At 69.6% G+C, this 21443-nt stretch carries 20 protein-coding genes and 1 pseudogene; 6 read left to right on the plus strand and 15 right to left on the minus strand.

Translation table 11 applies throughout. The annotated features are described in order from the left end of the window. Positions 1–95: 95 nt before the first annotated feature. From ACIBK0_RS06575 to ACIBK0_RS06590, 4 genes are read left to right on the plus strand one after another with little or no spacing between them, the layout of a single operon-like run. Complete coding sequence (locus ACIBK0_RS06575; RefSeq protein ID WP_399076321.1) at positions 96–962, plus strand: ABC transporter ATP-binding protein; 867 nt, start codon at positions 96–98, stop codon at positions 960–962. After that, positions 959–1804, plus strand: a complete 846-nt coding sequence (locus ACIBK0_RS06580) for an ABC transporter permease (RefSeq protein ID WP_399076323.1) — start codon at positions 959–961, stop codon at positions 1802–1804. The genes ACIBK0_RS06575 and ACIBK0_RS06580 overlap by 4 nt, the downstream gene beginning before the upstream one ends. After that, positions 1801–2994 carry a sensor histidine kinase gene (locus ACIBK0_RS06585; protein WP_399076734.1) on the plus strand — a complete coding sequence of 398 codons (1194 nt, stop codon included), beginning with the start codon at positions 1801–1803 and terminating at the stop codon, positions 2992–2994. Before ACIBK0_RS06580 ends, ACIBK0_RS06585 begins: the two co-directional genes overlap by 4 nt. After that, positions 2991–3614, plus strand: a complete 624-nt coding sequence (locus tag ACIBK0_RS06590; RefSeq protein WP_399076326.1) for a response regulator — start codon at positions 2991–2993, stop codon at positions 3612–3614. Before ACIBK0_RS06585 ends, ACIBK0_RS06590 begins: the two co-directional genes overlap by 4 nt. Before the next feature lie 169 nt (positions 3615–3783). On the opposite strand, the gene hisS is transcribed toward ACIBK0_RS06590, so the two are convergent. Together hisS and ACIBK0_RS06600 are read right to left on the minus strand one after the other, a co-directional pair. Continuing rightward, positions 3784–5046 carry a histidine--tRNA ligase gene (gene hisS / locus ACIBK0_RS06595; protein WP_399076328.1) on the minus strand — a complete coding sequence of 421 codons (1263 nt, stop codon included), beginning with the start codon at positions 5044–5046 and terminating at the stop codon, positions 3784–3786. A gap of 12 nt (positions 5047–5058) precedes the next feature. Further along, positions 5059–5772 (minus strand): MBL fold metallo-hydrolase, encoded by a 714-nt coding sequence (locus ACIBK0_RS06600; protein ID WP_399076330.1) that lies wholly within the window; start codon positions 5770–5772, stop codon positions 5059–5061. Positions 5773–5953: 181 nt separating this feature from the next. Here ACIBK0_RS06600 and ACIBK0_RS06605 point away from each other — a divergent pair, with 181 nt between their 5' ends. Together ACIBK0_RS06605 and ACIBK0_RS06610 are read left to right on the plus strand one after the other, a co-directional pair. Then, positions 5954–6802, plus strand: a complete 849-nt coding sequence (locus tag ACIBK0_RS06605) for a peptidylprolyl isomerase (RefSeq protein WP_399076332.1) — start codon at positions 5954–5956, stop codon at positions 6800–6802. 135 nt (positions 6803–6937) lie between these two features. Beyond that, a complete protein-coding gene (locus tag ACIBK0_RS06610; RefSeq protein ID WP_399076334.1) occupies positions 6938–8167 on the plus strand; it encodes a DUF349 domain-containing protein in 1230 nt (409 codons plus the stop codon). An 88-nt stretch (positions 8168–8255) separates the two neighbouring features. Here the strand turns inward: ACIBK0_RS06610 and ACIBK0_RS06615 are convergent, their stop codons facing one another. From ACIBK0_RS06615 to ACIBK0_RS06675, 13 genes and pseudogenes are all read right to left on the minus strand, one after another. Further along, on the minus strand, positions 8256–10781 hold the full coding sequence (locus tag ACIBK0_RS06615) for a RelA/SpoT family protein (protein ID WP_399076336.1): 2526 nt from the start codon (positions 10779–10781) through the stop codon (positions 8256–8258). 242 nt (positions 10782–11023) lie between these two features. Next, on the minus strand, positions 11024–11563 hold the full coding sequence (locus tag ACIBK0_RS06620) for an adenine phosphoribosyltransferase (RefSeq protein ID WP_399076338.1): 540 nt from the start codon (positions 11561–11563) through the stop codon (positions 11024–11026). Beyond that, the gene (secF, locus tag ACIBK0_RS06625; protein WP_399076340.1) at positions 11560–12678 is read right to left on the minus strand and encodes a protein translocase subunit SecF; all 1119 of its coding nucleotides are present in this window, start codon (positions 12676–12678) and stop codon (positions 11560–11562) included. Before secF ends, ACIBK0_RS06620 begins: the two co-directional genes overlap by 4 nt. Before the next feature lies 1 nt (position 12679). Further along, complete coding sequence (gene secD / locus ACIBK0_RS06630; RefSeq protein WP_399076342.1) at positions 12680–14440, minus strand: protein translocase subunit SecD; 1761 nt, start codon at positions 14438–14440, stop codon at positions 12680–12682. A gap of 141 nt (positions 14441–14581) precedes the next feature. Then, positions 14582–15079, minus strand: coding sequence for a preprotein translocase subunit YajC (yajC, locus tag ACIBK0_RS06635; protein ID WP_399076344.1), 498 nt, complete (start codon positions 15077–15079; stop codon positions 14582–14584). A gap of 166 nt (positions 15080–15245) precedes the next feature. After that, positions 15246–16316 carry a Holliday junction branch migration DNA helicase RuvB gene (gene ruvB, locus ACIBK0_RS06640; RefSeq protein WP_399076346.1) on the minus strand — a complete coding sequence of 357 codons (1071 nt, stop codon included), beginning with the start codon at positions 16314–16316 and terminating at the stop codon, positions 15246–15248. Positions 16317–16369: 53 nt separating this feature from the next. Next, positions 16370–16978, minus strand: coding sequence for a Holliday junction branch migration protein RuvA (gene ruvA, locus ACIBK0_RS06645; RefSeq protein ID WP_399076348.1), 609 nt, complete (start codon positions 16976–16978; stop codon positions 16370–16372). Beyond that, positions 16975–17544 (minus strand): crossover junction endodeoxyribonuclease RuvC, encoded by a 570-nt coding sequence (gene ruvC, locus ACIBK0_RS06650; RefSeq protein ID WP_399076350.1) that lies wholly within the window; start codon positions 17542–17544, stop codon positions 16975–16977. The genes ruvA and ruvC overlap by 4 nt, the downstream gene beginning before the upstream one ends. A gap of 135 nt (positions 17545–17679) precedes the next feature. Continuing rightward, entirely contained in the window at positions 17680–18432 is a 753-nt protein-coding gene (locus tag ACIBK0_RS06655) for a YebC/PmpR family DNA-binding transcriptional regulator (RefSeq protein ID WP_399076352.1), read from the minus strand. A gap of 48 nt (positions 18433–18480) precedes the next feature. Further along, on the minus strand, positions 18481–19086 hold the full coding sequence (pdxT, locus tag ACIBK0_RS06660; protein WP_399076355.1) for a pyridoxal 5'-phosphate synthase glutaminase subunit PdxT: 606 nt from the start codon (positions 19084–19086) through the stop codon (positions 18481–18483). A 12-nt stretch (positions 19087–19098) separates the two neighbouring features. Next, positions 19099–19947 carry a pyridoxal 5'-phosphate synthase lyase subunit PdxS gene (gene pdxS, locus ACIBK0_RS06665; RefSeq protein ID WP_399076736.1) on the minus strand — a complete coding sequence of 283 codons (849 nt, stop codon included), beginning with the start codon at positions 19945–19947 and terminating at the stop codon, positions 19099–19101. A 306-nt stretch (positions 19948–20253) separates the two neighbouring features. Then, positions 20254–20799, minus strand: a complete 546-nt coding sequence (locus tag ACIBK0_RS06670) for a hypothetical protein (RefSeq protein WP_399076357.1) — start codon at positions 20797–20799, stop codon at positions 20254–20256. Positions 20800–20885: 86 nt separating this feature from the next. Continuing rightward, positions 20886–21372 (minus strand): annotated as a pseudogene (locus tag ACIBK0_RS06675) (SUMF1/EgtB/PvdO family nonheme iron enzyme); the annotation flags it as partial. Positions 21373–21443 lie beyond the last annotated feature (71 nt).

A 21443-nucleotide genomic window follows, 5' to 3' on the forward strand; every position in this document is an offset into this window, starting at 1 on the left:
TGTGCCGCACCCGCCCCCGTGTCCACCGTTCGATGGACATAAGGAAGTACGCACGGTCGTCCCGGAACGTTCGGTTCGGCGGGAGGCTCGTCGGCATGACAACACACGCGGAGCAACTCGCGGTGGACGTACGGGGGCTGCGCAAGCAGTACGGAGACGTGACCGCAGTCGACGGCATCGATCTGGGCATACGGCAGGGCGAGGTGTTCGGCCTGCTCGGACCCAATGGAGCGGGCAAGAGCACCACGGTGGAGATCCTCCAGGGCAACCGCGGCCGGGACGCGGGCGAGGTCTCGGTGCTCGGTGCGGATCCGGCGAGCGGCACGCGCGCGTGGCGCTCGCGCGTCGGCATCGTCTGGCAGGACGAATCCGCACCCGCCGAGTTGACGGTGCGCGAGACCGTGCGGCATTTCGCCCGCTACTACCCGAAGCCCCGCGACCCCGAGGAGGTCATCGGCCTGGTCGGTCTGGAGGAGAAGGCGGGCAGCCGCGTCAAGGCGCTCTCCGGCGGCCAGCGCAGGCGCCTGGACGTGGCGCTCGGTGTGATCGGCGGCCCTGAGCTGCTGCTCCTGGACGAGCCGACGACCGGCTTCGACCCGGCCGCGCGGCGGCAGTTCTGGGAACTGATCCGGAAGCTGGCCGACGAGGGCACGACGATCCTGCTCACCACGCACTACCTGGAGGAGGCGGAGGCGCTCGCGCACCGTCTCGCGGTCATCGCGAAGGGCCGGGTGGTCGCCGAGGGCGAACCGTCCGCGCTGCGCGAACGCTTCGGCACCGAGGCGACCGTCGAGTGGACGGAGCCCGACGGCTCCTCGCGCGAGGAGCGCACGGACACGCCCACCAGGACCGTCGCCGAGCTCATGCACCGCTTCGACGGCGAGATCCCGGGACTGCGGGTGAGCCGCCCCACCTTGGAAGACGTGTACCTGCGGCTGACCGGACAGGAGGAAGCGCGATGACCACGACCGCCGTACGCACGCGCGGCGCGACCTCGTCGGGCAGGCTGCCCGGCGCCTGGGGGCTCGGCCTCCAGCGGGGCGCACTGGAGATCAAGCAGTTCTTCCGCCAGCGCGACCAGGTGGTGTTCACCTTCGCCTTCCCGGTCGTGTTCCTCTTCCTCTTCGCCTCGATCTTCAGCGACGACGTCCAGGGAGCCGGCATCACCGCCTCCCAGCTGTACGTCCCCGCCATGATGGCGGCGGGCATCATGTCCACCAGCTTCCAGTCCCTGGGCATCTCGATCGCGATCGAGCGGGACGAGAAGGTGCTGCGCCGGCTGCGCGGCACACCCATGCCACCGGCCGCGTACTTCCTCGGCAAGATCTGGCTGGTTCTGGTGACCGGCGCCCTGGAGACCGCGATCCTGCTCCTCGTCGGCACGACGCTGTACGACGTGGACCTGCCCTCGGACCTCGGCAAGTGGGCGGACTTCGCCTGGATCTTCGTCCTGGGCCTTACGGCATGCGCCCTGCTCGGCATCGCGATCAGCTCGGTTCCGAAGTCCGGCAAGAGCGCCACGTCGGTGGTCGTCCTGCCCTTCCTGGTCCTCCAGTTCATCTCCGGGGTGTACATCGCCATCGACACCATCCCGGACTGGATGCTGAACATCGGCGCGCTGTTCCCTCTGAAGTGGATGTGCCAGGGTCTGCGCGGGGTCTTCCTGCCCGAGTCGGCGAAGGTCCTCGAACAGGCGGGTGGCTGGGAGTTCGGGCGGATCGCCCTGGTGCTCGGGGCCTGGTGCGTCGGAGGATTGCTGCTGTGTCTGCTGACTTTCCGGTGGAAGAACCGGCGCGACGGATGACGGATCCGGCCGGAGCGCGCGAGTCGAACACCTGGGACCGCTCGTTCGGGCTGTGGGACTCGTACTTCGCGATCGTCTGGGTGGCCACTCTGGTGTTCGTGCTGGGCACGAGCCATCCGGGGTGGCATATCCGGGTCGCCGCCGGCGCACTGCTTCTCCTGCTGATTCCCTGGTATCTGGCGGTCGGGCGCCCCATCCTCACGGCCGAGAGCCCGGACGAGTACCGCGCCCTCGGCTACATCGCGGGCGCGATCGTGCTGTTCCTGCCGCCCGGCATCCTGGTCGGCGAGACCCGCCTGATGACGTTCGCACTGGTTCCGCAGTGCTTCATCGGCCTTCGCCTTCGCCGGGCGCTGACGGCCGTGACCGTCATCAACATCGCGCCGGTGGTGGGCTGGGCGCTGCTGTGGTGGCCCAGCGACCAGGACGTCTTCTTCAACACCGTCTTCGCCGTGGTCACCCTCGTCTTCTCCGCGGTGCTCGGCAGCTGGGTCATCCGCATCATCGAGCAGAGCCAGGAACGGGCCGAGCTGATCGCCGAGTTGGACGCCAGCCGCCACGAGATCTCCCGACTCTCGGCCGCACACGGCGCGCTGGCCGAACGGGAGCGGTTCTCCCGGGAGATCCACGACACCCTCGCGCAGGGCTTCACCAGTCTGCTGATGCTGGTCCAGGCCGTCGACGCCGAGCTGGACCACGACCTGCCACAGGCCCGCCGCCACCTGGCTCTGATGGCCGAGACCGCCCGGCAGAACCTCGCCGAGGCACGGGCCCTGGTCGCAGGTGGCGCGCCCGCCGACCTCGACGGCGCCTCGCTGCCCGACGCACTGCGCCGGCTCGCCGCTCGCCATGACGCGACGGTCGACGTGACCGGCCCGGTGCGCGCACTGCCCGCCGGGCCCGAGGTCGTCGTGCTGCGCTCCTGCCAGGAGGCGCTGGCGAACGCCCGCAAGCACGCGGGGAGTTCGGCCGCGATCGCGGTCGCGCTCGCCTACGCCGACGATTCGCTGGCCGTCTCCGTGCGTGACGACGGCTGCGGCTTCGACCCTGCCGCGCCGGTCGACGGCTATGGTCTGGCGGGGTTGCGCGCCCGGGCCGCCGAGGTGGGCGGTACCGCCCAGGTCCGCAGTACGCCCGGCACCGGCACGACCGTCACCGTGTGCCTGCCCGTCCCCAGGAGCGACTCGTGATCCGGATCATCCTCGCCGACGACCATCCCGTCGTACGCGAAGGGCTGCGCGCCATGCTCAGCGCCGAGCCCGACCTCGATGTGATCGCCGACGCGTCCAGCGGACCACAGGCGGAGGCGCTGGCCGCCGAACTCCGGCCCGACATCGTCCTGATGGACCTGCGGATGCCGGAAGGCGGAGGCGTCGACTCGATCGTCCGCATGACGGAGGCGGGGTTGTCGTGCCGGGTCGTCGTGCTGACGACGTACGAGACGGACCGCGACATTCTGCGGGCGGTGGAGGCGGGGGCGGCCGGCTACCTGCTGAAGGATCTGCCGCGGGCGGAACTCGCCGACGCGGTACGGGCCGCGGCCCGTGGGGAGACCGTACTGGCACCGTCCGTGGCCGCGCGTCTCGTGGACCGGCTGCGTACGAAGCCGGAGCGGCCGCGGCTCTCGGAGCGCGAGACCGCGGTGCTTCGGCTGGTCGCCGAGGGGTGCACCAACGCCGAGATCGGCCGTCGGCTCTTCATCGGGGAGTCCACCGTGAAGACCCATCTGCTGCGGGTCTTCGGAAAGTTGGGGGTGGACGACCGGACGGCTGCGGTGACCAGTGCGATGCGGTTCGGGTTGCTGGAGTGAGGCCCGCGGCGGAGCCGCTGATGGATTGCAGCCGCCCCCTTCGTCCCTACCCGTCCCGTACCTGGGGCCTCCGCCCCAGACCCCGGTCGGCTGCTCTTCGGCTGCGGGTGAGTGGGGGTTTGTCGCGCAGTTCCCCGCGCCCCTTCAAGGGCGCGGGGAACTGCGCGATCTAGCCCAGCCTCGACTGAAGTTCCGCCACGATCCCGTCCACGGGCACCGCGGTCTGCTCGCCGGACTCCATGTCCTTGAGCTGCACCACGCCCTCGGCGAGATCCCGCTCACCGGCGACGATGGTGTACGGCGCGCCCGACCGGTTCGCGTTCTTCATCGCACCCTTGAGCCCCTTCGCGCCGTAGGAGAAGTCCGCCGCGACCCCGGCCTTGCGCAACGCCGTGACCACACCGAACAGCACCCGCCGGGCCTCTTCCCCGAGCGGCACCGCGAACACACTGGTGGAGGCGGGCAGTTCGAGCGTGACGCCCTCGGCCTCCAGGGCGAGGACCGTACGGTCGACACCCAGCGCCCAGCCCACCGACGGCAGCGCGGGACCGCCGATCATCTCGGACAGGCCGTCGTAACGGCCGCCGCCGCCCACCGCGGACTGCGAGCCCAGGCCGTCGTGGATGAACTCGAAGGTCGTACGGGTGTAGTAGTCGAGCCCGCGGACCAGCTTCGGGTCGTCCTCGAAGGAGACGCCCGCGGCCGTGATCAGCTCGCGCACCTCCTCGTGGTACGCCTTGCACGCGTCGCACAGGTAGTCCCGCAGGAGCGGGGCCCCCACCAGCTGCTTCTGGACGTCGTCGCGCTTGTCGTCGAGGACGCGCAGGGGGTTGATCTCCGCGCGGCGGAGGGTGTCCTCGTCCAGATTCAGGCCGCGCAGGAAGTCCTGCAGGGCGGCCCGGTAGACGGGGCGGCACTCCTTGTCGCCGAGGGAGTTCAGCAGGATCCGGAAGTTGCGCAGCCCCAGCGAGCGGTACGCCTGGTCGGCCAGGATGATCAGCTCGGCGTCCAGCGCCGGGTCCTCGGCTCCGATCGCCTCGGCGCCCACCTGGGAGAAGTGCCGGTAACGGCCCTTCTGGGGACGCTCGTAGCGGTAGTACGAGCCCGAGTACCAGAGCTTGACGGGGAGGTTGCCCGCCTTGTGCAGGTTGGCCTCCAGAGCCGCGCGCAGCACGGAGGCCGTGCCCTCCGGACGCAGGGCCAGCTTGTCGCCGCCCTTGGTCTCGAAGGCGTACATCTCCTTGGTCACGATGTCGGTGGACTCACCGACCCCGCGCGCGAACAGCTCGACGTTCTCGAAGCCGGGGGTCTCGATGTAGCCGTAGCCGGAGTTCCGCAGCGGCGCGGCGATCGCCTCGCGCACCGCGAGGTACTTCGCGCTCTCCGGCGGAATCAGGTCGTACGTGCCCTTGGGGGCCTTGAAGGTGCTCACGGAATTCTCTCGTCACATTCCTCGTCGAGGAGCGGAGGTCGGGTCCGCTCCCAGGCCGGCGGCCACCTGCCGCAGGTACGGATTGGTGGCGCGCTCCTGGCCGATGGTCGTCTGGGGGCCGTGGCCGGACAGCACCACGGTCGAGTCGTCGAGCGGCAGGCACACACGGGCCAGCGAGTCGAGGATCTCGGCGTGGGAGCCGCCGGGCAGGTCGGTGCGTCCGATGGAGCCGGCGAACAGCAGATCCCCGGAGAAGAACACGGACGGGATGTCCGCGTTCTCGGGCATCTGGAAGGTCACCGACCCCTTGGTATGGCCGGGCGCGTGCGCGACGGACAGCTCCAGACCGGCCAGCGCCAGCTTCGCGCCGTCGGTCAGCTCCTTCACATCGTCCGGCTCCCCCACCGTCAGCTCGCCCATCAGCGGCATTCCGATGGACCGGCCGAGCGCCTTCTCCGGGTCGCTCATCATGTACCGGTCGTCGGGGTGGATCCACGCCGGTACGTCGTGCGCTCCGCAGACCGGGACGACCGAGGCGACGTGGTCGATGTGTCCGTGGGTGAGGATGACCGCGACGGGCTTGAGCCGATGCTTCTTGAGTGCGTCCTCGACTCCCTGGGCGGCCTGATGGCCCGGGTCGATGATCACGCACTCCTCACCCGCGGCGGGGGCGACCAGGTAACAGTTGGTCCCCCAGGCCCCGGCGGGGAACCCGGCAATGAGCACGATCGTCCTTCGTGGTGGCGTACGCGTTTGTCTCGTACGGGGCGGGTGGCTGTGGACCAGAGCCTACCGGCGCTGCCGATTCCTCAGCGAACCCATATACGGTACGGGGCACACGCAGGCGGTCGGCTCACAAGACGCACGCGTCCCACTTGACGTACGAGACGCATGAGGAGAAAACCCGGTGGTCAGCCAGGAACAGCGGCGGCGTCAGCTCGCCCGGGAGAAGTTCTTGCGACAGCAGCAGCGGCGCACGGCCGCGCGACGCAAGACACACGCACGCAACGCGGTGGTCGCCTCGGTCCTGGGCGTCGTCGTGGTGGGCAGTGTCGTGTCGTACGCGACCGGGGTCTTCAAGAACGACGACAAGAAGGCCAACGCGGGCGCCGAAGTAACCCCGAGCGCCACGCCGACGAGCAAGGCGCCGGATCCGTGCGAGAAGGCCGCGGAGGGCAAGGTGAAGGCGCTGAGCTGGAAGAAGGAGCCGGCGATCACCATCGACAAGTCCGCGGACTACACGATGAAGATGGCGACGACGTGCGGTGACATAGACATCGCGCTGAAGACGGCCGCCGCCCCGCACACCGTGAACTCGTTCAACTTCCTCGCGGCCAAGGGCTTCTTCGACCACACCAAGTGCCACCGGCTCACCACCGACGGCATCTACGTGCTGCAGTGCGGTGACCCGCAGGGCACCGGCGCCGGTGGTCCGGGCTACACGATCCCGGACGAGAACCTGAAGGACAAAAGCCTGAAGGGCAACGTGTATCCGGCGGGCACCGTTGCTATGGCGAACCAGTACAACGCCCAGACGAAGCAGGGTCGCCACACCGGTGGCAGCCAGTTCTTCCTCGTCTACCAGGACAGTCAGCTGCCGCCCGACTACACACCGTTCGGAACGGTGTCCGATGCGGGGATGAAGGTTCTCAAGAAGATTGCCGCAGCCGGTGCGCAGCCCGCCGACCCTCAGACGGGCAACACCGCGCCGAACGCGACCGTGGTGATCAACAAGGCGACCATCACGAAATCCTGACCGTCAACCGGGGAACTTCGGTCGCGCGGGATGCGGACAGGCAACCCGCTGGTCGCCTATGTTGGCCGTGACGAAACTGTGGACGATGCCAGGGGGCGCTGACGCCCCTCACAGGCATCATGTGGAGGAGGCGCTGTGAGCAGCGACCCGTGGGGACGCGTCGACGAGACGGGGACCGTGTACGTGCGTACGGCCGATGGCGAGCAGGTCGTCGGTTCCTGGCAGGCCGGCTCTCCTGATGAGGCGTTGGCCTACTTTGAGCGCAAGTACGAGGGCCTGGTTGTCGAGATCGGCCTCCTCGAAAAGCGAGTGAAGACCACCGACCTGTCGGCGAAGGACGCCCAGGCCGCCATCGACCACATCCGCGAGCAGGTGGACGCCCACCACGCGGTCGGTGATCTGGACGCGTTGCGCGAGCGGCTGGACAAGCTCGTCGAGACGGTCGACGCGCGCCGTGAGGAGCGCAAGGCCCAGCGGGCCAAGCAGTCCGACGAGGCGCGGCACGCCAAGGAGGCGCTGGTCGTCGAGGCGGAGGAGCTGGCGCAGAGCGACCAGTGGCGGGCGGCCGGTGAGCGGCTGCGCTCCCTGGTGGACACGTGGAAGGGGCTGCCGCGACTCGACCGCAAGTCGGACGACGAGCTGTGGCACCGCTTCTCGCATGCGCGCTCGGCGTTCTCCAAGCGCCGCAAGGCGCACTTCGCCTCGCTGGACGCGCAGCGCGAGGAGGCCCGAAAGACCAAGGAGAAGCTGGTCGCCGAGGCCGAGTCGCTGTCCGGCTCGGCCGACTGGGGTCCGACGGCGGCGCGCTACCGCGAGCTGATGGCCGACTGGAAGGCCGCGGGCCGCGCCCAGCGCGAGCACGAGGACGACCTGTGGAACCGCTTCCGCGGCGCCCAGGACGTGTTCTTCGCCGCGCGCAGCTCCGTCTTCGCCGAGCGCGACGCGGAGCAGTCGGAGAACCTCAAGCTCAAGGAGGAGCTGGCCGAGGAGGCCGAGAAGCTCGTACCGGTGACGGACCTCAAGGCCGCTCGCGCCGCCTTCCGCTCCATCAACGAGCGATGGGAGGCCATCGGCCATGTGCCGCGCGACGCGCGCCCCAAGGTCGAGGGCCGGATGCACGCGGTGGAGCGGGCTCTCCAGGAGTCCGAGGAGGCCGAGTGGCGCCGGACCAACCCGGAGGCACGCGCGCGTGCCGAGGGGCTCACCGGTCAGCTCCAGGCCGCGGTGGACAAGCTCCAGGGCCAGATCGAGGCGGCTCGCTCCGCGGGCAACGCGTCCAAGGCCGACAAGCTCCAGAAGGAGCTCGAAGGCCGCCAGGCGCTGCTCGACCAGGCTCTGAAGGGCCTGCAGGAGTTCGGCGGCTGAGTTTTCCCGCTGCTGCGTAGAGGGGCTCCCGTACGGTGCGTACGGGAGCCCCTCTACGTAGTGGCCGATGTACGGCCTGCGAGTGGGTCTACGGCCTGCGGGCCGACGTCACGCGGTACACGTCGTACACGCCCTCCACGCCCCGCACCGCCTTCAGGACGTGCCCCAGGTGCTTGGGATCGCCCATCTCGAAGGTGAAGCGGGAGGTCGCGACGCGGTCGCGGGAAGTCTGGACGGCCGCCGACAGGATGTTGACGTGCTGGTCCGACAGGACGCGGGTGACGTCCGACAGGAGCCGGGAGCGGTCCAGGGCCTCGACCTGGATGGCGACCAGGAAGACCGAGGACTGGGTGGGGGCCCACTCGACCTCGAGGATGCGCTCGGGCTCGCGGGAGAGCGAGTCGACGTTGACGCAGTCGCTGCGGTGAACCGATACACCGCTGCCGCGGGTGACGAACCCGATGATGGGGTCGCCCGGGACGGGCGTACAACAGCGTGCCAGCTTGACCCACACGTCATCGACGCCCTTGACGACGACACCGGGGTCGGCGTTGGAGCGGCGTTTGCGACCCCGACCGCGCGCGGGCGGAACGCTCTCGTCGATCTCCTCGGTGGCCGCCTCCTCGCCGCCGAGTGCTTGCACCAGCTTCTGCACGACGCTCTGCGCGGCGACATGGCCCTCGCCGATCGCCGCGTACAGGGACGAGATGTCGGGGTAGCGCATCTCGTGCGCGAGGGTGACCAGGGAGTCACCGGTGAGGATGCGCTGGATCGGCAGGTTCTGTTTGCGCATCGCGCGGGCGATGGCGTCCTTGCCCTGCTCGATCGCCTCGTCACGGCGTTCCTTGGAGAACCATGCGCGGATCTTGTTGCGGGCGCGCGGCGACTTCACGAAGCCCAGCCAGTCGCGGGACGGGCCCGCACCGGCCGCCTTCGAGGTGAAGACCTCCACCAAGTCGCCGTTGTCCAGGGTGGATTCGAGCGGGACGAGGCGTCCGTTGACCCGTGCGCCTATCGTGCGGTGGCCGACCTCCGTGTGGACCGCGTACGCGAAGTCCACCGGCGTCGCACCGGCCGGGAGCGCTATGACGTCGCCCTTCGGCGTGAAGACGAAGACCTCGTTGCGCGACAGGTCGAAGCGCAGGGACTCCAGGAACTCGCTGGGGTCCTCGGTCTCCTTCTGCCAGTCGAGCAACTGGCGCAGCCACGCCATGTCGTTGACGGTGTCCTGGCCCGCGCTGCCCTTGGCCGCCCGGGGCACGTCCGTACGGATCTTGGAGGAACCGGCGACGGTCTCCTGCTTGTACTTCCAGTGCGCGGCGATGCCGTACTCGGCGCGGCGGTGCATGTCGAACGTGCGGATCTGGAGTTCGACGGGCTTGCCGTTGGGGCCGATCACCGTCGTGTGCAGCGACTGGTACATGTTGAACTTGGGCATCGCGATGTAGTCCTTGAACCGGCCGGGGACCGGATTCCATCGCGCGTGCACGGTGCCGAGGGCGGCGTAGCAGTCCCGGACGGTGTCGACGAGGACACGGATGCCCACCAGGTCGTAGATCTCCGCGAAGTCACGGCCGCGGACGATCATCTTCTGGTAGACGCTGTAGTAGTGCTTCGGGCGGCCGGTGACGGTCGCCTTGATACGGGCGGCGCGCAGGTCGGACTGGACCTCGTCGGTCACTATGGCGAGGTATTCGTCGCGCTTGGGGGCGCGCTCGGCGACCAGGCGGACGATCTCGTCGTACATCTTGGGGTAGAGGATCGCGAAGGCGAGATCTTCCAGTTCCCACTTGATGGTGTTCATGCCCAGGCGGTGGGCGAGCGGCGCGTAGATCTCCAGGGTCTCGCGCGCCTTCTTCTCCTGCTTCTCACGCTTGAGGTAGCGCATGGTGCGCATGTTGTGCAGGCGGTCGGCGAGCTTGATGACCAGGACACGGGGGTCCTTCGCCATGGCGACGACCATCTTGCGCACGGTCTCGGCCTGCGCGGCCTCGCCGAACTTGACCTTGTCGAGCTTGGTGACGCCGTCGACGAGGAGGGCGACCTGGTCGCCGAAGTCCCGCTTGAGGGTGTCGAGGCCGTACTCGGTGTCTTCGACGGTGTCGTGCAGCAGGCCCGCCATCAGCGTGGCCGGGTCCATGCCCAGCTCGGCGAGGATCGTGGTCACGGCGAGCGGGTGCGTGATGTACGGGTCGCCGCTCTTGCGCTTCTGGCCGCGGTGCCAGCGCTCGGCGACCTGGTAGGCCTTCTCGACCTGCCGGAGGGTCGCCGTCTCGATCTTCGGGTCGTTGCTGCGCACTATCCGCAGCAGCGGCTCCAGGACCGGGTTGTACGGGTTGGAGCGCTGCACGCCGAGACGGGCGAGGCGGGCCCGTACGCGGTTGGAGGAGCCGCCGGTGCGGGCGGGCTGGCCCGCCGCCGGTCGGATCGCCGGGGTGCTCGTGGCGCGCTCGGGAGGGGCCGGCTTGGCGCGTGGCTGCTCGGCCGCCTTGTCGTCGGGCGCGGACTGGGCGTGCTCGACCGGCCCGCTCGTGGCGTTCTTCGCGGGCTTCTCCGCCGGGGCCGAGGCGGGCTCGGGCTTGGCGGCGGTGAGTGGCTGGGCCTCGTCTGGCAAGAGGGCTCCTCGTGCGCGTTCCGGGTCCCCCGGTCAGGCTCCGGAAACCCCATGGTAGCGATCCTGAGTGTCGGACTCTCTCTCGGCCGCTGGGACGGCCTCGTACAGGTGGAACGCGAGAGGCGGGCGCCGGATTCCTCCGGGCCCGCCTCCGCGGTGTCCTACGGGTGTCTCAGGCCTTGCCCGAGGCTTTCCCGGGACTTTCCCCCGGGTGCTCGGACGCGACCTTCAGGCCTCGATCCTCAGACCTTGAGCAGCGCCTCCAGCGGAGCGCCCTCCAGGGCCGGCTCCAGACGGCCGCGGCCGCCCAGGAAGCCGAGCTCCATGAGCACGGCGACGCCCGCGACCTCGGCGCCCGCCCGGCGGATGAGCTGGAGCGAGGCCTCGGCGGTGCCGCCGGTGGCGAGGACGTCGTCGACGACCAGGATGCGGTCGCCCACGGCCAGGTCCTCGGCGTGCACCTCGATCTCGGCGGAGCCGTACTCCAGGTCGTACGCCTGCGCCAGGGTCGCTCCGGGGAGCTTGCCCGCCTTGCGTACGGGGATGAAGCCGAGCCCCGCGCGGACGGCGACCGGGGCACCGAGGATGAAGCCGCGGGCCTCCAGGCCGACGACCTTTGTCGCCCCGTTGCGGACGGCGATGTCCGCCAGCGCGTCGGTGAGCGCGGTGAACGCCGAAGGGTCCGCCAGGAGCGGGGTGATGTCCTTGAACATCACACCCGGCTCCGGGTAGTCGGCCACGTCGCGGATACGGCTGAGCAGCAGCGCCTCGATGTCGGTCATCGGCGCTTCCCCGACGGACGACCACGGCCCCGGTTGCGGGAGGCGGGCTGGTTGCGCGGGCCGACGACCGCTGGCGCGGCGTCCTGCGGCTCGTCGTCGTACGACTCGTCGCTGACCCGGGGCTCCAGGGACTCGCCCGTCGCGGCGGCCTGGGCGCGCTTGGCGAGCACGCGCTTGCGCAGGGCCCTCATCTGCGGCTCGCGCTCCTTGAGGTCGGCGACGAGCGGCGTGGCGATGAAGATCGAGGAGTACGCACCGGCCGCGAGGCCGACGAACAGCGACAGCGAGATGTCGTTGAGCATGCCCGCGCCGAGCACGCCGCCACCGATGAACAGCAGGCCCGCGACCGGCAGCAGCGCGACCACCGTGGTGTTGATGGAGCGCACCAGGGTGCCGTTGATCGAGCGGTCGGCGACGTCGCTGTAGGTGTAGCGGGTCTGCTTGGTGATGTCCTTCGTCTGCTCCTTGAGGCTGTCGAAGACGACGACCGTGTCGTAGAGCGAGTAACCGAGGATCGTGAGCAGACCGATCACGGTGCCCGGTGTGACCTCGAAGCCCACCAGGGCGTAGATGCCGACCGTGATGGTGATGTCGTGAATCAGCGCGACGAGCGCGGCCACGGCCATGCGCCACTCGAAGGCGATCGCCAGGTAGATCACGACGAGGACCATGAAGATCGCCAGGCCCTCCCAGGCCTTGTTGGCGATCTGGTCACCCCAGCTGGGTCCGACCAGGTCGGCGTTGATCTTCTCCGAGTCGATCTTCAGATCCTTGGCGAGCGTCTCCTTGATCTGGTCGGACTTGTCGGTGTCGATGCCGGCGATCTGGATGCGCAGGCTGCCGTCGCCGAGCTTCTGGACGATCGCGTCGTGGCCGGAGGCGTCCTGCGCGTACGACTCGGCCTGGTTCACCGAGACGGTCATGCCCTTCGGGGTGGTGAGGACGGCACCACCCTGGAACTCGATGCCCATGTTCAGACCGCGCACCGTCAGGCCGAGGATGGCCGTGATGGTGATCAGGATCGAGATGCCGTACCAGATCTTGCGCTTGCCGACGAAGTCGTAGCCGATCTCGCCGCGGTGCAGTCGGGCGCCGAGGGTGCCGAGTTTCGACATCTCACGCCTCCTTCGTGTCGACGGGGGCGGAGGGGCGACGGGTGCGGCGCAGCGGCGGCTTGGCGCCCAGTCGCTTCGGGTCGAGGCCGGACCAGCTGTGACCGTTCGCGAAGAACTTCTTGCGGGCGAGGATCGTCATCAGCGGCTTGGTGAAGAGGAAGACGACGACCACGTCGAGCAGGGTGGTCAGACCGAGCGTGAACGCGAAGCCCTGGACCTTTCCGACGGTGACGATGAAGAGCACCGCGGCGGCGAGGAACGACACGAAGTCGGAGACCAGGATGGTGCGCCGGGCGCGCGGCCAGGCCCGCTCGACGGCGGGGCGAAGCGAGCGGCCCTCGCGGATCTCGTCCCGGATGCGTTCGAAGAACACGATGAACGAGTCCGCCGTGATACCGATCGCGACGATCGCACCGCAGACGGCCGGCAGGTTCAGCGCGAAACCGATGGTGGGACCGAGCAGCGCCATGATCACGTAGGTGAGCATGGCGGAGACCATCAGCGACGCGATGGCGATGAGCGACAGGCCCCGGTAGTAGACCACCAGGTAGATGATGACCAGGCCGAGGCCGATCGCGCCGGCGATCAGGCCGGCATGCAGCTGCTCGCCACCGAGGGCGGCGGTCACCGTGGTGACGCTCGACTCCTTGAAGGTGAGCGGCAGGGCGCCGTACTTCAGCATGTTGGCCAGGTCCTGCGCCTCGGTCTGGCTGAAGCTTCCGGAGATCTCCGCGTTGCCGCTCAGCGACTGGTCGACGCGCGGGTCGGAGACGACCTCACCGTCGAGGACGATGGCGAACTGGTTCTGCGGGGGCTGGTTCTGGGCGAGCTTGCCGGTGATGCTGGCGAACTTCTTGGAGCCACTGGACGTGAACTCCATGGTGACTTTCCAGCCCGCGGCGCTCTGCGTGTCGAAGACGGCGCCGGCCTTCTTGATGTCCGTGCCGGACACCTCGGCCGGGCCCAGGATGTACTTCTGCCACTGACCGGAGGAGTTCTTGCCGCACGCCACGGTGGAGTCGGTGGGCTTGGCGCCGTCGCCGGCCTTGGCGCGGACCGCCTTGTCCGTGCAGTCGAGCGCGGTGTACTCGGCCTCGAGCTTGGCGGTCGCGGGGTCCACGCTGCCGCTCGGGGACGGCGAGGCGCTGGAGGAGGCCGAGGAGCTCGCGGAGCTGCTCGCCGACGGCGTGGAGTCGGCCTTCAGGGCGTCGGTGACCGCTCGGCCCTGGGAGGTGGCGGTGGCCGACGGCGTCGTGGAGCTCGACGGGGACGAAGACGAGCTCGCCTTGTCGGTGGCCTTGTCGGATGAGCTGCTGGAGGCGCTCGGCGACGGGCTGGCCGACGCGTCGGACCCGGAGACCTCGGTGGTCAGGACCGGACGGAAGTAGAGCTTGGCGGTCGTGCCGACCTGCTCCCGGGCCTGCTTCGAGTTCGTGCCCTTGGGGATGTTGACAATGATGTTGTCGGATCCCTGGGTCTGCACCTCGGCCTCGGAGACACCGAGACCGTTGACACGGCGGTTCATGATGTCGACCGCGGTGTCCATGTTGGTCTTGTTGATCGCGTTGGGCTGGCCCGGCTCGTTCTTCGCCGTGAGCGTGATGCTCGTGCCGCCGGCGAGGTCGATGCCGAGACGCGGAGTGGGGTGCCCGGAGACGAACATCCCCCCGGTGAGCGCCGCGATGGCGATCAGGATGAGGGCCAGTGAGCGCCCCGGCCTGCTCTGGGCGCTCGCGCTCCGGCCCTTCTTCGGTGCTGCCACCTTCTCGTACTCCCTCTCGGGCCGCCCTGCGCCGGGTGAGCGCGCGGACGGCCATGACATGGTGTCGGGACTCCGTGCGAGAACAGCACGTCCCGGGAAGCACGGGGCGCGAGCGGGTCGCGCCGTGCTCCCGGGTCGTGACTACTTCGCGTCGGCCTCGCCGTCGGTCTTCTTCGGCTCTGCTGCGACCTCGTCGGCCTTCGCCTCGGCGGGCTTGTCGGCCGGCTCGTCCGCCGCGTCCTTCTTGCCGAGGTCGATGGGCTTGTCGTCGGAGGCGTCGGCGGCGGGCTCGTCGGTCTCGGTGAGGGAGGAGGCGTCGTCCGGAACGACCGTGCCGTCGGACTTCAGGTCGTGCTCGATGCCGTGAACGATGCGGTTGTACTCGTCGTCGGTCAGGACGGCGCCGATCGCGTTCTTCGCGAAGAGCAGGTCCACGCCCGGGGCAGCGTCAAGGAGGACCGTGTCCTCGTTGACTTCCTTCACCGTCGCGTACATGCCCCCGATCGTGCGGACGCCGGCGCCGGGCTGCATCTCATTACGCATCGACGCGGCCTGCTGCTGCTTGCGCTTGGCCGAGCGGGTCATCAGGAACATGGCCCCGATGAGCACGATGAACGGGAGAAGGGTGACGATATTCACGGGACGGAGTTTCCTTCGCACGACCGCGGGATGAGAGCGGCCTGGTGGATGGGGGTGGTCGGCGCCGCCCACAAGGGCGGCATCGGCGGAGTCTAAGCGAGTCCGCACGCATGGAACAACGCTCAGCATGGCACCGGGGTTCCTGTCCCGGCACCTACCCGCGCCGTCACGTCCCGAACAGGTCCGGTTGTCCGTTTCCACCAGCTGACTGGCGGGGCGGGGTCAGGCCCAGATGCGCCCATGCCGCCGGTGTCGCCACCCGGCCACGGGGAGTACGCGCGAGCAGTCCCTCCCGTACCAGGAAGGGCTCGGCGACCTCCTCCACGGTCTCACGCTCCTCCCCCACCGCGACAGCGAGCGTGGACAGACCGACCGGGCCACCACCGAAGAGCTTGAGCAGGGCTTCCAGGACACCCCGGTCGAGCCGGTCGAGGCCGCGGGCGTCGACCTCGTAGACCTTCAGCGCGGCCGCCGCGATCTCACGGGTGATGATCCCGTCGGCCTTGACCTGCGCGTAGTCGCGAACGCGGCGCAGCAGGCGGTTGGCGATGCGGGGGGTGCCCCTGGAGCGCCCCGCGATCTCGGCGGCGCCTTCGGAGCCGATCTCGACGTCGAGCAGGTTGGCGGAGCGGTGGATGACACGCTCCAGCTCGGCGGGCTCGTAGAACTCCATGTGCGCGGTGAAGCCGAAGCGGTCGCGCAGCGGGGGCGGCAGCAGTCCCGCGCGCGTGGTGGCGCCGACCAGGGTGAACGGGGGCAGTTCGAGCGGGATGGCGGTGGCGCCGGGGCCCTTGCCGACGATGACGTCGACGCGGAAGTCCTCCATCGCCATGTAGAGCATCTCCTCGGCGGGCCGGGACATCCGGTGGATCTCGTCGAGGAACAGCACTTCTCCCTCCTGGAGGGAGGAGAGGATGGCGGCGAGGTCCCCGGCGTGCTGGATCGCGGGGCCGCTGGTGATGCGGATCGGGGCGCCCATCTCGGCGGCGATGATCATCGAGAGGGTGGTCTTGCCGAGTCCGGGGGCGCCCGAGAGAAGCACGTGGTCGGCGGTGGCGCCACGCGCGCGTGCGGCCCGCAGGACCAGGTCGAGCTGCTCGCGGACCTTCTCCTGGCCGATGAACTCGTCCAGGTCCTTGGGACGCAGGGCGGCCTCGACGGCCTGGTCCTCGCGGTCGGCGGACGCGCCGACGAGCCGCTCGGCGGCGGTCTCGTCGGTCGGGTCGTCCCAGTTCATTACGTGTGCCTCGCGGTGTGATGGATCGATCGGGGCTCAGGGCTGCGGGTGGTTCAGCGTGCTCTGTTGAGGGTCTGCAGGGCCGCCTTGAGGAGCTGGCCCACCTGGGGTGTGCCCTCCGCGGCCTCCGCCTGCGGGGCGACCGCGGAGACCGCCTCGTCGGCCTCGCGCGTCGCGTACCCGAGGCCGATGAGCGCGGCGTGCAGTTGGTCGCGCCAGCCGGTACTGACCGGAGCGCCGATTCCCGTACTGGTGCCGAGGGGTTCGCCGAGCCGGTCCTTGAGCTCCAGGAGGAGCTTCTGGGCGCCCTTCTTGCCGATGCCGGGAACGGCGGTGAGCGCCCTCTCGTCCCCGGTGGACACCGCGCGGCGCAGGGCGTCAGGGGTGTGCACGGCGAGCATGGCCTGCGCGAGGCGCGGGCCGACACCGCTCGCGGTCTGCAGCAGCTCGAAGGTCTGCCGCTCGTCGTCGTCCGCGAAGCCGTACAGGGTCAGCGAGTCCTCACGGACGACGAGGGACGTGGCCAGCTTGGCCTGCTGTCCCATACGGAGCCCGGAGAGCGTGTTGGGCGTGCACTGGACGGCGATGCCGATACCGCCGACCTCGACCACCGCGGAGTCGGGGGCGAGGGCGGCGACCGGGCCGCTGACGAAGGCGATCATGCGGTACGGCCTTTCGATGCGAGTTTCGATGCGTGCAGGGCGGCGGCCTGCTGGAGCCGGTTCTGCGCGACTGCCTGCTGAAGTCTGTTGTGGGCGGGGGCGCGCCAGATGTGGCAGATGGCCAGGGCGAGGGCGTCGGCGGCGTCGGCGGGCTTGGGCGGCGCGTCGAGCCGGAGCAGACGCGTGACCATGGCACCCACCTGGGCCTTGTCCGCACGCCCGTTGCCGGTGACGGCAGCCTTGACCTCGCTCGGGGTGTGCAGGGCGACGGGAATGCCGCGCCGGGCGGCGCAGAGCATGGCGACGGCGCTGGCCTGGGCGGTGCCCATCACCGTGCGCACGTTGTGCTGGCTGAACACCCGCTCCACGGCGACGAATTCGGGCTGGTGCTCGTCGAGCCACTGCTCGATGCCCTGCTCGATGGCGACCAGACGCGGGCCCAACTCGGCGTCCACCGGGGTCCGTACGACACCGACGGCGCGCATGGTCAGGGGCCGGCCCGCGACTCCTTCGACCACCCCGACTCCACACCGGGTCAACCCGGGGTCAACGCCCAGTACCCGCACCTCTGCCCCCCCATCATCGATCTCCCCCAGCTACCGCTGGGAGGTACTCCCAGTTTGTGCAGGCTATCGGGTGCCACTGACAAAGCGACGGGCCGACGGGTTGTGTCCCGTCGGCCCGTCGCGCTGTCAGTGCCCTCAGGCGTCGACCTTCGCCATCACGTCGTCGCTCACGTCGAAGTTGGCGAAGACGTTCTGCACGTCGTCGCTGTCCTCGAGGGCGTCGATCAGCTTGAAGATCTTCCGGGCGCCCTCCTCGTCCAGCTCGACCTGCATGGTCGGGACGAAGTTGGCGTCGGCGGAGTCGTAGTCGATTCCGGTCTCTTGCAACGCGGTGCGCACCGCGACCAGGTCGGTGGCCTCGGAGATGACCTCGAAGGACTCACCGAGGTCGTTGACCTCCTCGGCCCCCGCGTCGAGCACGGCACCCAGGACGTCGTCCTCGGTCAGCTCGCCCTTGGGGACGATCACGACACCCTTGCGGTTGAACAGGTACGAGACGGAGCCCGGGTCGGCCATGTTGCCGCCGTTGCGCGTCATGGCGACACGCACGTCCGAGGCGGCGCGGTTGCGGTTGTCGGTGAGGCACTCGATGAGCACCGCGACACCGTTCGGGCCGTAACCCTCGTACATGATCGTCTCGTAGTCGGCGCCACCGGCCTCGAGTCCGGCACCACGCTTGACCGCGGAGTCGATGTTCTTGTTCGGGACCGAGCTCTTCTTGGCCTTCTGGATGGCGTCGAACAGCGTCGGGTTGCCGGCCGGGTCGGCGCCACCCGTGCGCGCCGCGACCTCGATGTTCTTGATCATCTTCGCGAAGAGCTTGCCGCGCTTGGCGTCGATCACGGCCTTCTTGTGCTTCGTCGTAGCCCATTTAGAGTGGCCGGACATCTGCCTGTCTCCTTCGCGTAACCCAACTCTTTACGAACGCCAGAGATCCTACAAGGACTCCGGCGTCCGGTTCGCGCGCACCATGTCGACGAACAGGCCGTGCACGCGGTGGTCGCCGGTCAGTTCCGGGTGGAACGACGTGGCGAGCGCGTTGCCCTGGCGTACGGCGACGATGTGGCCTTCGTGCTCGGCGAGCACCTCGGCCTCGGCACCCACGGACTCGACCCAGGGGGCGCGGATGAAGACGCCCTCTACAGGATCGCCCTCGACGCCCTGGACGTCGACCGCCGCCTCGAACGACTCGTTCTGACGCCCGAAGGCGTTGCGGCGCACGATCATGTCGATGCCGCCGATGGTCTCCTGGCCCGAGCGCGGGTCGAGGATCTTGTCGGCGAGCATGATCATGCCCGCGCAGGTGCCGTAGACGGGCATACCGTCCCGCACGCGCGCGCGGAGGGGCTCCATCACTCCGAAGAGGACGGCCAGCTTGGAGATGGTGGTGGACTCGCCACCGGGGATGACCAGGCCATCCACCTCGGCGAGCTCCTCGGGGCGCCGCACCGGCCTGGCCACGGCATCAGCCGCGGCCAGTGCGATGAGGTGCTCCCGTACATCGCCCTGGAGTGCCAGGACGCCTATGACGGGGGTGTTCATGGGTGGTGTGCCTTACCAGCCGCGGTTGGCGTAGCGCTCGGTCTCGGGGAGGGTGTCGCAGTTGATGCCGACCATGGCCTCGCCCAGGTTGCGGGACGCGTCCGCGATGATCTTGGGGTCGTCGTAGAAGGTGGTCGCCTTCACGATGGCGGCGGCGCGCTTGGCCGGGTCGCCCGACTTGAAGATGCCGGAGCCGACGAAGACGCCCTCGGCGCCGAGCTGGCGCATGAGCGCGGCGTCGGCCGGGGTGGCCACGCCACCGGCGGAGAAGAGGACGACCGGAAGCTTGCCCAGCTCGGCGACCTCCTTGACGAGCTCGTAGGGGGCGCGCAGGTCCTTGGCGGCGGCGTACAGCTCGTTGTTGTCGTAGCCGCGCAGGCGGGCGATCTCGTTCTTGATCTGGCGCAGGTGGCGGACGGCCTCGACGACATTGCCGGTGCCGGCCTCGCCCTTGGAGCGGATCATGGCCGCGCCCTCGGCGATACGGCGCAGGGCCTCGCCCAGGTTGGTGGCGCCACAGACGAAGGGGGTGGTGAACGCCCACTTGTCGGAGTGGTTGACCTCGTCGGCCGGGGTGAGTACCTCGGACTCGTCGATGTAGTCGACGCCGAGGGACTGCAGGACCTGGGCCTCGACGAAGTGGCCGATACGCGACTTGGCCATGACGGGGATGGAGACCGCGTCGATGATCTCCTCGATCATGTTCGGGTCCGACATACGGGCCACGCCGCCGTCCTTGCGGATGTCGGCGGGGACCCGCTCCAGGGCCATGACGGCCACGGCGCCGGCGTCCTCGGCGATCTTCGCCTGCTCGGCGTTGACCACGTCCATGATCACGCCCCCCTTGAGCTGCTCGGCCATGCCGCGCTTCACGCGGGCGGTGCCGGTCTCGGGAGTCTGGGCGGAGTTGGAGAGCGTGCTGGACACGGGTTGACCTCACTCGGTGGAAGAGGGTTTGGTGCAGCACCGAGGAAACGCGAGGCGAGCAGGCCACAGCAAGGGCCAATGGGGAGCCGGTGGATTTTTTTCGCCCCCTCCGCCCCTGCCCGTCCCTGTGGGCTGCGCCCCCAGACCCCCGCCAAAAGATTGCGCAGTTCCCCGCGCCCCCATTGAGGGGGGCGGGGGACGGCGCGACAAGCGGGGGGGGGGGGGGGGCTGAACCCGGCCTCAGTTTGTCGGGCGGTCCGCCAAAGCCGTCGGGGGCTCATCGTCCATCTCGAAGGCCATGGGGAACGGGGCGTGGCCTGCGAGGCGGAACCAGCGGACCTTGCGGTGGCGACGGAGCGCACGGGCGGCACGCACGGCGTCGTTGTGGAAGCGCCGAGCCATCGGCACCCGCCGCACGGCCTGCGCCAGCTCACTCGCCGCCTCCTCACCGCCGGGCGCCTCCCGCACGGCCTCGACCTGGGCCACCTCCCCGAACACGGCCCGCAACGCCTGGCTCAGCTCGCTCTCGGCCACCTCCCGCTGCTCCTCCTCGGCCTGTCGAGCCGCGTGCGCCGCCTCGTACAGCACGATCGAGGCGGCCGGATCGAGGACCCCGGACGTGGCCAACTCCTGTGCCACGGAGGCCCGGCGCAGCAACTGCGCGTCGAGAGCGGCGCGGGCGGCGTCGATGCGGGCGTGCAGCCGGTCCAGTCGCCCGGCGGTCCAGCTCAGGTAGAGGCCGATCGCGACGAGGCCGACGAGGATCCAGATGAGGGTTGCGGTCACGGGCGGCAAGGCTACCCGGGTATGGTCACCGCTCTTCGAGGTCCCAGGCGCAACGGAAACCGCCGTGGCCGGTCGAGGAGTCGGGCCCAGGTGTTCATCCGCTCGCGCCCGCCGGGCACGCACTCGTCACCCCAGGGATAGCGCGCCCAGTCGAGGCCGCCTCTAGCCGCGTACTCCCACTCGGCCTCGGTGGGCAGCCGCGCACCCGCCCAGGAGCAGTACGCGAGCGCGTCGTGGAACGAGACGGTGCACGACAGGGTGGTCCGTGCGGCCTTCGAGATCGGAGCCGGGGCCCTCCGGCACGCTCCAGGAGGCGCCCTCCACACCGAGCCACCAGGGTGCCGCGGCGACTGCCCCCATCACGGCGTCCCGTGCACCGGGGTGCAGCAACAGGTGGAACACGAACGAACTGCCGTACCGCTCCGCCTCCGTGCGGTAGCCGGTGACCCGCACGAAGTCGGTGAACCTGGCGTTGGTGACGGCGGTCGCGTCGATCCGGAAGGGCTCCACTGTCACCGTGCGGACCGGTCCCTCCGCATCGTCCGGATACCCCTCGCCGAAGGTGTCGCCCATGCGGAACTCGCCACCCGGCAGCTCGACGGCAGAGATGTCGTGCCCGGATCCGCGACCACTTCGCGGACCGG

This window comes from Streptomyces sp. NPDC050564 (assembly GCF_044457265.1).
Lineage (GTDB): Bacteria > Actinomycetota > Actinomycetes > Streptomycetales > Streptomycetaceae > Streptomyces.